14 protein-coding genes are annotated in these 14,048 nt (G+C 58.3%); 1 reads left to right on the top strand and 13 read right to left on the bottom strand.

The features are described 5' to 3' along the window. Positions 1-245 precede the first annotated feature (245 nt). The 12 genes from Q0105_RS19440 to Q0105_RS19385 all read right to left on the bottom strand — a co-directional run bounded on the left by Q0105_RS19440 (position 246) and on the right by Q0105_RS19385 (position 11,412). Positions 246-671: a hypothetical protein gene (locus Q0105_RS19440; RefSeq protein ID WP_298214161.1), complete on the bottom strand. Its 426-nt coding sequence runs from the start codon at positions 669-671 to the stop codon at positions 246-248. A 122-nt stretch (positions 672-793) separates the two neighbouring features. Then, on the bottom strand, positions 794-2,905 hold the full coding sequence (gene gspD, locus Q0105_RS19435; RefSeq protein WP_298214160.1) for a type II secretion system secretin GspD: 2,112 nt from the start codon (positions 2,903-2,905) through the stop codon (positions 794-796). A 339-nt stretch (positions 2,906-3,244) separates the two neighbouring features. Continuing rightward, on the bottom strand, positions 3,245-3,898 hold the full coding sequence (locus tag Q0105_RS19430; protein ID WP_298214158.1) for a hypothetical protein: 654 nt from the start codon (positions 3,896-3,898) through the stop codon (positions 3,245-3,247). Beyond that, complete coding sequence (gspM, locus tag Q0105_RS19425) at positions 3,895-4,455, bottom strand: type II secretion system protein GspM (RefSeq protein ID WP_298214156.1); 561 nt, start codon at positions 4,453-4,455, stop codon at positions 3,895-3,897. Before gspM ends, Q0105_RS19430 begins: the two co-directional genes overlap by 4 nt. Beyond that, positions 4,452-5,582, bottom strand: coding sequence for a PilN domain-containing protein (locus Q0105_RS19420; RefSeq protein WP_298214154.1), 1,131 nt, complete (start codon positions 5,580-5,582; stop codon positions 4,452-4,454). The genes gspM and Q0105_RS19420 overlap by 4 nt, the downstream gene beginning before the upstream one ends. A gap of 13 nt (positions 5,583-5,595) precedes the next feature. Beyond that, positions 5,596-6,411: a type II secretion system protein GspK gene (locus Q0105_RS19415; RefSeq protein ID WP_298214151.1), complete on the bottom strand. Its 816-nt coding sequence runs from the start codon at positions 6,409-6,411 to the stop codon at positions 5,596-5,598. 47 nt (positions 6,412-6,458) lie between these two features. Beyond that, positions 6,459-7,118, bottom strand: a complete 660-nt coding sequence (locus tag Q0105_RS19410) for a prepilin-type N-terminal cleavage/methylation domain-containing protein (RefSeq protein WP_298214149.1) — start codon at positions 7,116-7,118, stop codon at positions 6,459-6,461. Next, positions 7,115-7,516 carry a type II secretion system protein gene (locus tag Q0105_RS19405; RefSeq protein ID WP_298214147.1) on the bottom strand — a complete coding sequence of 134 codons (402 nt, stop codon included), beginning with the start codon at positions 7,514-7,516 and terminating at the stop codon, positions 7,115-7,117. The genes Q0105_RS19410 and Q0105_RS19405 overlap by 4 nt, the downstream gene beginning before the upstream one ends. Continuing rightward, positions 7,513-7,962 carry a type II secretion system protein gene (locus tag Q0105_RS19400; protein ID WP_298214145.1) on the bottom strand — a complete coding sequence of 150 codons (450 nt, stop codon included), beginning with the start codon at positions 7,960-7,962 and terminating at the stop codon, positions 7,513-7,515. The genes Q0105_RS19405 and Q0105_RS19400 overlap by 4 nt, the downstream gene beginning before the upstream one ends. Positions 7,963-7,987: 25 nt before the next feature. After that, positions 7,988-8,410: a type II secretion system major pseudopilin GspG gene (gene gspG, locus Q0105_RS19395; RefSeq protein WP_298214143.1), complete on the bottom strand. Its 423-nt coding sequence runs from the start codon at positions 8,408-8,410 to the stop codon at positions 7,988-7,990. A gap of 28 nt (positions 8,411-8,438) precedes the next feature. Beyond that, entirely contained in the window at positions 8,439-9,692 is a 1,254-nt protein-coding gene (locus Q0105_RS19390) for a type II secretion system F family protein (protein WP_298214141.1), read from the bottom strand. Next, positions 9,685-11,412, bottom strand: a complete 1,728-nt coding sequence (locus Q0105_RS19385) for an ATPase, T2SS/T4P/T4SS family (protein ID WP_298214139.1) — start codon at positions 11,410-11,412, stop codon at positions 9,685-9,687. Before Q0105_RS19385 ends, Q0105_RS19390 begins: the two co-directional genes overlap by 8 nt. 194 nt (positions 11,413-11,606) lie before the next feature. Here Q0105_RS19385 and Q0105_RS19380 point away from each other — a divergent pair, with 194 nt between their 5' ends. Then, positions 11,607-13,481 carry a beta-galactosidase gene (locus tag Q0105_RS19380; RefSeq protein ID WP_298214137.1) on the top strand — a complete coding sequence of 625 codons (1,875 nt, stop codon included), beginning with the start codon at positions 11,607-11,609 and terminating at the stop codon, positions 13,479-13,481. A gap of 14 nt (positions 13,482-13,495) precedes the next feature. Here the strand turns inward: Q0105_RS19380 and rfbC are convergent, their stop codons facing one another. Beyond that, a complete protein-coding gene (gene rfbC, locus Q0105_RS19375; RefSeq protein ID WP_298214135.1) occupies positions 13,496-14,044 on the bottom strand; it encodes a dTDP-4-dehydrorhamnose 3,5-epimerase in 549 nt (182 codons plus the stop codon). Positions 14,045-14,048 lie beyond the last annotated feature (4 nt).

Genomic DNA, 14,048 nt, shown 5'->3' with positions numbered 1-14,048 from the left:
TAAGCGCAACTACCACGATTGATTACGCATGAGAATCCTAGCACAGCCTTTGAAAAAACCTGCCACGGACCCGATCCTTCGCTCAATTAGTTGCTAAAGCGCAACAACAAATCCAGCACCAATAGATGCATCGCGCCAGACGTACCATGCCGCACCACTAGCAATTGCGAGCTAGGAATGTACACTCACCAACTAAGAGAAAATAGGCCTCATTCGCCAAAGTGTTGCTATTAGGCCAACGCATTTCAAGGCTCCTCAAAACGCCACCATTGCTGCCCCTGTTGCAGCCATGTTTCATCTATGTAGGTGGTAACTTTCGGCAAGCTCAACCCGGGCACTGCTGGTTTGGCCGTGATTCTGATCCGCGCGGTGCAACGGTCCTCGGCTTCGCATGTCACCTTTTCGACCCCAGTATCGGTCAAGGCAGCCCCCGTGCCAAACTGCCTGCCAAACTGCTCTTCACTATTGATGCCGCGATAGGCGGGCGTCAGCAACGAATAAGCTGTTTTTAGGTCTGCGCTCGCCCTGGCTTTCCAGTAGGCGGCGGCACGTCGCTCCACCTGCTGCTCGGGTGTTTGATCGCCAATGCTTGCGCAGCCCGCCAGCGCTACCAATATTGCAGCAATGCCGGCACGCAAGGGCCGTGGACTTTGCCATGGGGACATGTTCATGTTAACTTTCTCCTGTAGAAAAACGAATGGTATAGACCGCTCGATGCGAATCTATGGAGTCGGCAACCGCCCTTTACTCCAAAGAGGTTCGGTGCGCCATCTATGCCCAGTTTGCGGACGACTTACTGCTGCGGAGCGGCGTTTGGCACGCTAGGCTCGGCAGAGATGCGGGAAGCAGGGCCGTTTTGGCGCAAGTCCAACATGCGCAGCCCTTTGAGGCGCTCGCGCAAATCTTCACTGACCTCGCGAATCTCGGGGTCGGTGCGTACGACCCGGGGAGTGATGACAACGAGCAACTCGGTGCGTCCACTGGTACTCGTGGTGGCGCCGAAGAGTCCGCCCACCACGGGCAACCCGCTTAGCAAGGGCACTCCAGAACGGCCTGAGGACGCATTGTCTTTAATGAGCCCGCCAAGCACAATGGCTTCGCCCGAGCGCACCGCCACCTTGCTGCTGATTTGCCGCTGCAAGAACGCGCGCTGCCCAGTGACCGTGTCTCCTTCGCCCACATCGGTGACGGACTGGGTGATATCCATAGTGACAAGATCGCCAGAATTGACTGACGGCTGCACAGCAAGCTGTACGCCAGTATCTTTGTACTGGTAGGTCGTGGTGGTCGTGTTGCCCACCGTATTGAGGTTGGTGGTTTCGCCCGTACGGATAGGCTGCTGTGTGCCGACGGCAATGGTGGCAGTCTGGTTGTCTAGCACCATCAACGATGGACTGGAGATGACCTTGATGAGCGATTTAGCCGCAAGCGCGTTAAGGGTGACCCGCATATTACCCAGAGTCTCCTTGAGCGTGTACGAAAAGCCTCCGCCAGAGTCGGCGGGCAGCGCACCCACAACGCCATGGCCTGGCCCTCCCCGGTGAGTGTCCGAGAAAGCCCATTGCAAGCCATACTTCAAATCGTCGCCAAGGGTCACCTCAATGATGCTGGCTTCAATAAGCACCTGCGTGGGCGGCAGGTCCAAGCGCTTGAGGGTAGCCTCGATTTTCTGAAACTCGGCCCGGGTACTCCACACCAGAACGGAGTTGTTCTGCTCATCAGGCATGACGCGCACGCCGCCAATCGTCGCGGCAACAGCCCCTTGACCCGCGGCTTGGCCGGTGTTGTTGCGATTTTGATTGCCGAACGCATTGCCCCCCCCGCTATTGACGCCGAAAGCGTTGTTCGCACCAAACGAGCCCCCTCCATAGCCACCGCCCAATCCTCCACCAAAACCGCCTGTACTTCCAAAGGACTGGGACTGCCCGAACGAGTTGCTGACGCCCGAGCGCAATCCAGGCGCCACGCCGCTGTTCGCGACATTGGCGCCGCTTTGCTGCGTACCTCCGAAAATGCCCGAAAGCACGCCTGCCAGGTGCTTTGCATTGCCGTTTTGCACCCGGTAGATAAACAACTGCGCATCAGCACCACCGTCGCCGGGTTGGTCGAGCTTTTCAATCCAGCGACGGGCATCCTCCAGATATGCAGCCCTCGGAGTCACTACCAATATGGCATTGAGCCTCTCTACAGGCATCACGCGCAGCGCACCGAACACCGGATTGCCCTCACCCAACATGGCTGCCGCTGACGAGCCGGAAGATGCAGTGCCAGTAGCCCCACCAGGCCTGGCCGCGGCGACCGCCGCACTGCCTGCAGGCACAGAGGTTTGTGGCGCGCCGCTAACAAGACGCAATGCCTCTTCAACTTCCTTGATGGTGGCATGCTTTAGAGGAAATAGCCCCACCGACATGCCTTTGAGCAAATCAATATCAAAGGTGCTGACAAGATCAAGCCAGCCCTCGGCCTGGGCTCGGCTGCCACGCAATACCAGAAGATTACGCACGTTGTCCACACGCACAATGGCATCACCGGACGCCAAGGGCCGCAGAATGGCTGCCATTTCGCCAGCCCCAATGTACTGCAGAGGCACGATCACAGCCCCATAACCCGGCGGCAATGGAGCCCCCCTACCAGCCTGACCTACCGCACCAACACCAAGGTTCTTGAGCGCGTCCACTCGACCAACGTGATAGGCGCCCCGCGCGTCGCGCGCCATCGCCAGGCCGTTGGCCTGTAATGCGCTCTCGAGCAAAAATACGGCTTGGTCTGGAGCTACGGGATTGCGGGTGGTCAGGGTGACTGTGCCGCTCAGGGGCGGATGAAGCACATAGGGAGCCTTCATGATGTCGCCCAGCACAGTGCGGACGACCTCAGCCACAGGCGCCTCTTCAAAGTTGAGGACCATGGGGCTGCCCTCAATCGCCGGAACGGGCTTGGGCGGCGCCACCACCTGATCGTTTCCGCGTATATAGCGCGGCTCCGCAGCGGGTGTGGACGCAGGTACGGGTGCCCCAACAGACTGCGGCTCGGATGAACTAGTCGTCGTCGCAGCCCCCCCGGATTCTGTCTTGATATTGGTCGTGACCGGAGCAAATGCCGACGAGGGAGCGGCGGCAACCGGTTGCAAAGGCGCCTGGACACACGCTACCTGAAGGGCCGCAAGGGCTGTCACGGCAAGGAGCTGACTGGAGGATGTCGACATAGATTCTCAAGAACCCTTGTGTTAGATAGGTATTAGTCTGCGTTAGCGAATGCTGCCGCCAAAAACAGGTTGCGGGCGCCCGCTTCTGGCTGCGCCCGAGGTCGCAGTTGCAGGATTCTCTGCGGGAGCTGGGACAGCCAAAGGCGATGCAACAGATGGCGGTGGCACGGGAGCCGCCGGCACCTGACCCGTAAAATTAGCAAGACTACCTTTGAGGAGCGGCAAAACACGCTGACTGTCACCATTGGAGAAAGTGGCACTGCGCTGATCTATGGCAGAGAGCGTCCAGCCCTCCACCTGTTCACGCATGCGCACCCGCCGGTCTTTGCCGCCGATGTTAAGAATGACACCACCTGCCTCTTGCCCCATGTAAACACCCGTGAGTTTGGCGGTGCTGAGATTGTCTGGCGCAGGCGCTTCGGTCGGCTTCGGCGGCGGGGGAGGCGGAGGGGGACGACGGGTAATGGTGAACAAGGGGCGCTCAAGCATGGCCATGACGTCACCCGTGCTCATTGGCACCGAAGCCGGTATATCTGGCAACATGGCAGCATAGTCGGTCATTTGCGCGGCCGGAGGTTGCCAATGTGTGCGTCGCAGCTTGCCACCAGGCCCGACCCACAGGAAGGCCAATACCAACGCGAGCGCGAGATTCAGGCCCAGGAGCGCATGGAGTGCGTACCGATTCATGAAGCTCATGAACGCTCCCGTAGTACGCTGAAGTTAAACTGAACAGCGAGCTTCGGGGCAACCCGCATGTTGGCCTGGCTCAAACCGCCTACCAACTGGATGTTGATATCGTCCATAAATATCACCGGCTGCTGATTGCCCAGGACAGCCAAGGCACTTTGCAAAGCCAGCATTTCTCCCTCTACCCGCACGGAAAGCGGAATGCGGTCAAAGCCTTTGTTTTCCTTGGAAGGCAGTACTTGGCTACTGATAACCTGAAGGCCGGCAGAGGCAAAGATGCTGCGCACTTTTTGCTGGGCAAGATTGCCCGTCTGGGCATCATCCTGCGACGCAGGGTACACAAATTGCGCGCGCATAGCTTGAGTGCGCTGGAGCATGCCAGCCAGATCTGCCCCCTGTGACTCAAGACCAAGCAACCGCGCATGGCGGGGCTCGATGCGTGCGAGGTTGTCGCTGACCCAGACGTACTTGCGCCAGACAAACAGGCCGCCCCACAACAAAGGCAGCAGGACGATGACCGCACAGAGCGCAACAATGACACCCCTGCGCAAGGCGGGCTTGTTCATGGTTTCCCCTCCGACGGGCTTGAAGCAGATGCTTTCGCGGCCACACCGGCGGCAGAAGCGCCAGGCGCCATGCCATAGACGTGCGGGTCAACCATGAATTCAATGGTGAAATTTTCTTTGGAGTCCCCCCCCGACCGGACGGCAGGACTGGGAGCGCGAACATCGCGCAAACCTTCCTGCTCGCTCAGTATTTGCATGAGAGCAGAGGCGTTGGCGGTGAGGCCGCCAATGGTCACCTTCTGCTCCTTTAGAAGAAAGCTCTGCAAAGCCGTATCGTCAGGAAGTGCGCGGGTGAGTTTTTCCAATACCCGCAGCGGCTCTATGCGCAGAGCCTGAAGTTCAGCCAGGACTCCGAGTCCCTCTGCACTCTTCATCAAGGCTTCACGCTGCATTACAAGAGGTGCCGTTTTTTGTATCAACGCTCGATGCATCACATAGGCATCCAGAGCACGCGATCTCAGTTGCAGCGAAGGAGTGGCGACAATGGCCGCCAACAACGCGAACACGCCCGCCACGAACACGTAGCGGACAGCACGGCCATTCGCCTCCCGTGCGTGCCGTGCGGATTCACCAAATCCTTGCAGGACTATAGGCGCCCCCCCTTTGGGAGGCAGCACCCAAATCTCCGGCACATTAGTGCCCCCCAATCGACTTGCTTGCGCCTGAATGTGCTGAGCGACCTGCTTTCGAGAGGCAACGGCAATGTCCACCACTGGGGCGATGCCATCGACGCTTGGCTGCATCCGGTAGCCCCATATTTGATCGGACTCGGGAAACGGGCTCACGGACTGGGCGTGCAGTGCGATCGCGCTAAGAATGTCCGCGTCTCCCACCGCTGGCACACTCCAAGCCAAACACAGCACAAGATCATCGGGCAATTCGAGTGCAAGTAGCGGCTTATTAGCTCCTTTAGTGTTTTTAAGAGCAGAAGAACCCGGGCTCAGTCTCCTCCCATCTCTCCAAAGCGACTCATCTCCATCACCTTGAATCAACCGCACCGGGACCGCCGGGGTGAGCCATGACAAAGGCGCCCGAGTCTGAAAATACATCCATGCTTGGCGCACTTCACGCCACAGGGCACGAAGATCAATGCCCAAGAACCGGACGTCGGACGTGATGAGGGTCATACGGTGATCAGGGTTACTTATTGAGAGGCAGCGGCTCGACGCTCGTTGAAGTTCGAAAGGTGTGCCAGGGCATGCCATCAGTGGTCCGCGCCGCGAGGTCAACGCTGCGCGAAACATACACCACGGTTCCGTCTGCCATGGGAACACGAGCACGCAAGCGCATAGTGCGCGAAACAGCGTTGTCAATCAGACTGCCGTCCAGCGACGATGTATCCACACCGACGGCGCCCGCATCACGGCTAGCAGCGATCTGAATCGCCTGGGCCAGATTTCCCCCGCTCAAGACAGCGAGCACCTCAACAGGTGCTGCCAGCGGGTTGATACGGCCTGAGCCGCGCAAATCTGCTGTCAAAAGCGGGGCAAGTCTAGCATAGAGGTCATACCCGATCCCTGGCACCTGCAAGAGGTCTTCTTCGGCTTCGAATCGCTGCATACGCCCCTGAGAATCGCGGCGCTGGCGCATCTCGACAACGGCCTGCCCTGCCACTTGAGCATCCTGCACCGACAAACCGCCAGCCACCACAAAGGTTTTTTCCAGTAAAGTAGGCCCGGCCGCATTGATGTCCACAAGACCATTAAGCGGCATCGCCTGGACTTGCATGGCGACTCCCCGATACGTGATGTTCGTCTGGCTCATCTGATTCAACGGCTGCGGCATAGAGGCGATCGCCTGCAATGCAATCTGGATGGCGCCATCGCCCAAGGCCATGGCTTCCGTTTGCCGCCACACCAACGCAGCCGAGCGGGTTTCAAGCCGAATCGAGCGGGTAAGGCTGGTAGCAACGATACTGAGAAATGCCACCATCCACAGCACGGCGATGAGCGCCATCCCTGCCTGGCGCGGATACGAATTCTCAGCGAGCGCGCAATACCTGATCATACGGACCCTCCGAACACCGGTCCCCTGAGGCGCTCATCGCTGGCGGGCAAAACGCGCAACGGCACTACCAGTTCGGGCCAAGCGCCATTCACGGTAGTCACGTTGATGGAGATGCGTGCAGGCATGCGCTCCGGGACTCGCCAGGGCGCCCCCCACTGCACCGGCTCATCGGAAGCGTCTTCATATTGCAAAGAGAGCCCCGTCACTCCCAAGGCCAAAGGTGTACTGGACGCCGCAGACCAGTTGGGCTGCGTAGGAGAGTCCAACCATGGCAAGTACTGCAACGCAAGCGTATCGTCATCCGCCAAATGGAGGCGAAAATGATATCGTCCCCCCGCTCCGTAGCGAGCGGGCATAACGCCGACCCACCGGACTTCCGACGTGGTTCCTAGAAAATAGTATTGGCTGCTTTCCGGCTCAAGAATACCTGGCCGTTTTTGCGCAGAGATGCGCCCCAATACGGCACGCAAAAAATCATTGGCGAGCCTCAGATCATCCACCCGCTCAAGGCGAGCATCAACACGCTCTTCGGTCTGCGCCGCAGTACGAATGGCCGAGACAAGGGCTAGGCTGATCAGCGATAGCAAAACCAGGACAATCAGCAATTCGACCAATGTAAAGCCGCGCCATGAGGCCGGATGGGTGTTGCTGGTCATCTACGCACCCCTGGAGAGGGTTTGCGCTGAGGTCGCAACGTGGCGAGTTCAAAGCGACGACTCAGCCCTCCGCCCTCCCACGCGACAACGATGGTGAGTTCATGCAGCGGTGTAACCGACGGGCCCGAGACACCCGTGCCATAAGGCGCACTTTGCATACTCCACCGATAGCCGCCACTTTCCCCCGACTGCGCCAAACCACCCTCGGGCACGGTATCTCGCAAGGCCAGTAGCGATTGCGCAAGAACAGCAGCACGCTGACGCGCTTCAAGCTCTCCGGCACTACGCACGTTGCCGCCCATGATGCGATAGATCATGCCCAGCGAAAGAGCCATGATGGCAAAAGCCACCAATAACTCCAACAAAGTAAGCCCGCGCTGCGCTTGGCGCACCTTCATGGCAGCAGCGGCTCTTGAGAGACACGGCCAGAGAACCAGTCCACACGCAGTCTCGTTCCGGATCCAGGCGCACGCAGTACCTCAATGCTGCCGCCTGTGGCGCCACCAGAAGGGAGAAAGCGGATGGAGGCTTGCCCGTCTGCATCGATCTCGCGGTCCGCAACTGTTACGCGCAATTGCAGCGGCTCTGGAAGCTCTTTCGCAGGCGCTCCATCCACCCCGTATCGGCGGTTGCGCAAATCAAGCGTAAAGCGAGTCTCTCGGCCTTCAGCCATTGCCAAAAGACGTGCAGAACGCAATTGACTCATAACGCCACGCACGGTGTCACGATATTGCGACGCCTCGCGCCCACGCTCATAGGCCATGGGCACAAGCCCCACCACCACGGCCAAAATCGCGAACACAACCAGCAGTTCGATCAGCGTGAAACCGCGCTCGTCCCGCATAAAACCTGCCCGACCGACAAATCGGTCAGGGAGTGTTGCGGACGTCAGCGTTCTCCCCCTCGCCACCGGGTGCACCGTCTGCCCCCAAGGAAGTGATTTCAATGCCTTTGCCAGAACTGGCATAGCGATATGGATGCCCCCAAGGGTCCGAGGGCAGTCCGCCCTTGAGGTAAGGACCGTTCCATCCATTCACACTGCCTGGCTTCTTGACCAGTGCATCCAAACCTTCTTCCGTAGATGGATAGCGCCCCACATCGAGCTTGAACAATTCAAGGGATTTATCGAGATCGGCAATTTGCACAGCTGCCGTCTTTGACTTGGCGCCGCCCAATTGGCCAAGCACGCGGGGGCCCACCAAGCCCGCAAGCAAGGTCAGGATGGCAAGCACCACCAACAATTCGATCAAAGTGAAGCCGCGTGCGCGCCGGCGTGTGCGAGTACTCACCATGAGAGCAACTTCCTTGGGCAAACGAAAATTATACGGCGAGGTCATTAATGGAAAGGATACCAAGCAAAATGGAAACGATTATGGCGGCAATAAGCACACCAAGCACCAGGATGAGGATCGGCTCGACCAAGGTGAGCAACCGTTTGATGCCGGTCTCCACCTCTCGGTTCAATATATTGGACAACTCCAGCATCATGTGTCCAACGCGCCCCGTCTCCTCCCCTACTCGGATGAGGTTGATGGCAAGAGGTTCAAAAATGCCTGCCGCCGAAATGGCTTGAACCATTTTTCCACCCTCTTTCACAATAGGCGCGACGCGTGCCAGTGACTGCTGAAGCACGGTGTTTCCCACTGTCTCCGTGGCGATGTGAAGTGCCGTGAGCATCGGAACCCCGTTACCAAGCAACGTTCCAAGCGACCGAGAAAACAACGTGAGCTGGTACTTGAGCGCGAGCCGCCCCACCAGCGGCAGGCGCAGCAACCTGGTCTGCCACCACTGGCGGCCAGCGGGTGATTTGAACCATCGAAGCAGCAGCATCACGCCCACAGCCGTCAACACGCCCAACACCAAGCCATACTGCTTGAATGCCTGCCCCATGATCATGACCAGGCGCGTAGGCAACGGCAACGCATCGCCCATATCGGTAAAGAGCTTCTCAAACTGAGGCACCACGAAGCCCAGCATTGCGATCAAAGAGAGCACAGCGACTCCCAACAGAATGGCCGGATAGATAGTGGCAGATACAACACTGTCGCGCAGCGCACGCTGGCGCTCCATGTGCTCTACCAGTCGATCTAACACAGCGGACATCTGGCCGCTGACCTCACCCGAACGCACCATGTTGATGTAGAAATCCCCGAACAGGTCGCGGCGCGCGGTGAGCGCGCGGCTCAGAGGGGTACCACCCTTGACCGCATCGAGAACACCCTGCATCAATGCCGTCAGGCTAGGCTTGTGACTCATATCGATCAACACCCGAAGGGCGTTGTCCAACGCCAAGCCGGCACGCAGCATGATGGCAAGCTCTGAGGTTATGGCAAGCACATCCGCAGAGGTCACCGGTCCTTTGGACGCGCGCGATCTGGGCTGCGCTACAGCCGCAGCGCTCGATTGCCCGGGCGTCGTCCCAGCAAATGCGGCAGTGGCGGCCTCTTCAATGCGTAGCGGCGTCAACCCTTGCGCTCGCAACTGCTTGAGCGCAGCCGTGCTACTAGATGCTGATAACTGCCCCTCTTCGATCTTGCCTGCCGCCGAGGCGGCCCTCCAAACAAAATCAGGCATCGGACTGATCCTGCGTCACGCGGGCGAGCTCATCCAGCGTAGTAATGCCTGCCGCAACTTTGCGCATGCCATCTTCGAAAAGACTCAACATTCCGGATCTGGCCGCAAGGGCATTGAGCGTATTAGCATCGCGGCCCTCAATGATGGCACGACGCATAGGCTCATCCAGCACCAAAAGCTCATGAATGCCCGTGCGCCCCCGGTAACCTGATTGCCGACAGTGCTCGCAACCCACTGCTTGATACACAGGTCGGTCCGCCGGGCAGAAGCGAGCCAACCCCGTGCTCTGACGCAACTCGGCCCCCGGCTCATAGGCCTGCTTGCAATGCCCGCATAGCGTTCGCACCAAGCGCTGCGCCAACACGCCATTGACAGAAGAGGTAATGAGGTAACTCTCCACCCCCATGTCCTGCATACGGATCACGGCACCAGCCGCTGTGTTTGTGTGGAGCGTGGAGAGCACAAGATGGCCCGTAAGAGCGGATTGCACGGCAATTTGCGCTGTCTCACCATCCCGCATCTCACCGATCATGATGATGTCAGGATCCTGGCGCAGGATGGAGCGCAATGCGTTGGCAAAGGTGAGGTTGATTTGTGGATGCACCTGGATCTGGTTGATGCCCTCCAGTTGGTATTCCACCGGATCTTCCACGGTAATGATCTTATTCGCCTGCGCATCGATCTTAGACAGTGCTGCATACAGCGTGGTGGTTTTACCAGAGCCAGTGGGACCTGTGACAAGCAGGATTCCGTGAGGCCGCGCCAGCAACGTATTAAAGCGGGCCAACGTGTCCTGCTCAAAACCCATGGTATCCAGATTCAGCCGCACGCTAGCGCGGTCAAGCACGCGCATCACCACGCTTTCGCCATGAACGGTAGGCACAGTGGAAACCCGCAGGTCCAGCTCTCGCCCTTTCACTCGCGTCTTGATGCGCCCGTCTTGAGGCAACCGGCGCTCGGCAATGTCCAGATGGGCCAGCAGCTTAACGCGTGAACTCACGGCAGCGGACAGACGAGGAGGCACCAACTCACCCATATGAATGACACCATCCACGCGATAGCGTACGTGCAGGCCGTCGTCGAACGGCTCGAGATGAATATCGGAAGCCCTCAAGTCGGTCACGCGGCCAATGATAGTGTTGACTAGACGAATCACCGGCGCCTCGCTGGCCAAGTCTTTGAGGTGCTCGATAAAGTCTCCACCGTCAAGACCATCGCCAAAACCGCCCTCATCTTCCGGAGCCTCCTCCACCGGCTCTGCCAGAGCCTTTTCGATGTCCCCCTCCAGGGCCAAGTGCGGACGAACGATGCAGCCCGTAGCAAGGCGCAATGCTTTCGCCACGAAAGGGTCTTGGGGCACCGTCATCGCCACATGAAGCTCCCGCCCGTCCAAGCGGAGTGGGAAAACAGCATTGGCATGAAGAAACTCTGGCAGCAACCCCTCCACTTCTGGCATGAGGTCAGGAAAGCCATCTGCCGTCACCAAATCCACATTCAACTGACTAGAAAGCGCCCTCGCAACATCGATGTCCGAGACTAGCCCCAGCCGAACCAGAACCCGTCCGAGCATGCCGCCCATTTCCTGCTGGGCAGAGAGCGCCCGCTCAAGATCGCGGGCGCTGAGCTTGCCAGTTTGTACCAGCAGCTCGCCCAATTTCGGCTGAGCCAAGGCTTCAGCGCCCTGCAGAACGGCTGAGGAAATCAATGTTTGTGTGGTCATGATGGTCTGAAAACAAACCAACTGGGCAATAAAGCCAGCGGGCTGCAATGAATGGGCAAGAGTGTAGCCCGGCCCCTGAAACCGGAGCGAATTGACGGCGGCCAGTGCCCCAATGGGCGCCGCCAAAAGCGACCAGTTGACGCGTCCCCACACTACCTTCGCGTACAGTCCACCCACTCACAATCCATTGAGCCATGCACGCAATTTCCCATAAAGCCACGACACTCGCCATCGCAGCGGCAATCTGTGGTGTCGTCATCGCAGGTATTGCTGGGGCCGCCTGGTTTCACCAACGGGTCCCTCCATCCACAAAACCTCCAGGGCCGATGATGCTAGCCCCCATGGTGGGTGCAATTGACACCTGCATTTTGAGACCTGAGGCCAACGCCACCGAGCCGCCTGTGTCCGACTCGCTTGAACAACGATGCACAGGACCTCAAGGCTCTGCTGCAGCCCTTGTGGAGGCAACGCTGACCCAGCTACAGCCTTCGCCTCACACCCGCTCTCCATTTCCTATGGGATACACGCTGCCAGTGCCGCTGCTACAGCTGTTCCGAGCGCAGGGCGCAGACTGGGTCATTGACGCAGAGCGGATCCGGCGCGTTGTACGAACGGTGCGCGACACCGAGCGACCGTTAATTTTGTACCTCTTTTCCACCCATTTTTCTGCACAGGCGCCCATTGAGGAGGCGTTGGCCCGCAACCCAGACAATCTGGCAAAGACCCGAGACGGACAGCTGCCGATCAGCTCGTACTATGGAGAGCCAGTCTATCCATGGACTTTTGCAACCACACAAACGGACATCACCGCCCGGCGCTTGCAAGCAGGCCAAGCGTTGCTCGAAGAGTTGTGCAAATTGCCTTCACATGACCTGTCCAAAGTACGTGGGGTAACACTGCTAGGAGAGTTGCACCATTTGTTCCCGAATTTTGAAGGGGGCATGGGCTTCAATCCGCCCTACCGCGTGACGGACTACAGCCCTTCCTCCATTGAAGGATTTCACAAGTATCTAAAAACCCAGTTTGGAAACATCGACCAACTCAACCGTGTGCTGGGTGCGCAATTTGCATCCTTTGAAGATGTTCAGCCGCCATCGCGCGACATCCGGGTCGAACCACTGACGAGCTACTTCGAGCATGTCGATTCGTATGCCCACGGCAGCCTGCCGATTACCGGATGGGCTTTTGTCCCTCAACGTGATGCAGCAGCCAGCCCCGCCTGGATTCACGTTTACCGCAACGGCATTTTTATCGGAAAGACTGCGGCCAACAAAGGCCGCCAGGATGTCCTAGATGCGAAGCCGGAATTTGGCAACGCCAACACCGGATGGCGACTGGATATGGACTTTAGGCGCCTGCCAACAGGTCTGCACCGGATTGACATATTTTTGGAGCGCGCGCCGGACCAACTGATTGCACTGGGCACGCGACAAATTGCCATCATGGATCGAGGGCAAAAAACTCCGGCCCCCATGCCGCAACATCCGCTGCCCGACCATGTTCCGGCAGACGACAGCGTACAAGCCTATATCGACACCCCAGCGGATCGCTCATCCTACTATTACAACCCGCTAGTCCCACTATGGCATGCATTTCGGGGTCAGCAGGTGCTGGCCTATCTACGGTTCTTTGACGACGTTGTCGGCCAATCTTGCTTGACCAAAACGCCACGTTATACCCACCAAATTATTCCTTTCGCAAACCCAAGCTGGGATGCGCAAAAATTCGCCATTGACGCATCACTTCGCAACACTACCAATATCCGGCTTGGCGTGAGCTTGTATGGGGATGCAACTTATGGCCCGGACTTCCCGGCTTGGTACAACACAACGACGCATCGAGGCTATGGCGTCACTGAGTTTCATCCTCTCAAGGCCCTCTCGACAGCAGAACTGAAGAAGGTGCTGGACCAACACGCCCAGCGGGGCGCTGAATTCGTTTCATTCTTCCTGGAGCCTTACTGGCAAGGTAAGCGCGTGCCACGCGATCAGAACCTGTTTTCTCTGGATCCGCAAAACACGAAATTCGGATCCTCAGAACTCTACGAGGCCGTCCAAGGCCTACATTGAGACGCCGCAGAGCATCACTCAAAGAGCTCGGCTTGTGTAAGCCGAGCCCCAGCTGCATCTTTGGCCGACAATGAGGGCTCCGAAATGGCGAAGCGCCAGTCAATTGCCAGGTCCGGATCGTTCCACGCAATGCAGCGCTCATAGGCCGGTGCGTAGTAATCAGTGGTCTTATACAAAAACTCAGCCACGTCACTCAGTACCAAAAACCCATGAGCAAACCCCGGCGGCACCCACAACTGGCGACGATTCTCCTCGCTCAGTTCTTCGCCGACCCATTGGCCAAAAGTCGGTGAGCTTTTGCGCAGATCCACCGCCACATCGAACACAGCCCCCTTCACCACGCGTACCAGTTTTCCCTGGGGTTGCTGGATCTGATAGTGCAAGCCCCGCAAAACGCCTTTGGCGCTGCGGCTGTGGTTGTCCTGCACGAACTGATGGTTGGTACCAGTGGCTTCATTGAACGCCCGCTGGTTGAAGCTCTCGTAAAAGAAACCTCGCGAATCACCAAACACCTTGGGCTCGATGAGAAGGACGTCCGGGATGGCTAACGGTGTGACTTTCATGGGT

Source organism: Acidovorax sp. (assembly GCF_027492855.1).
Classification (GTDB): domain Bacteria; phylum Pseudomonadota; class Gammaproteobacteria; order Burkholderiales; family Burkholderiaceae_C; genus Acidovorax.
The sequence above is the reverse complement of the archived record's forward strand: the minus strand, read 5'-3'. Positions and strand labels throughout refer to the sequence as shown.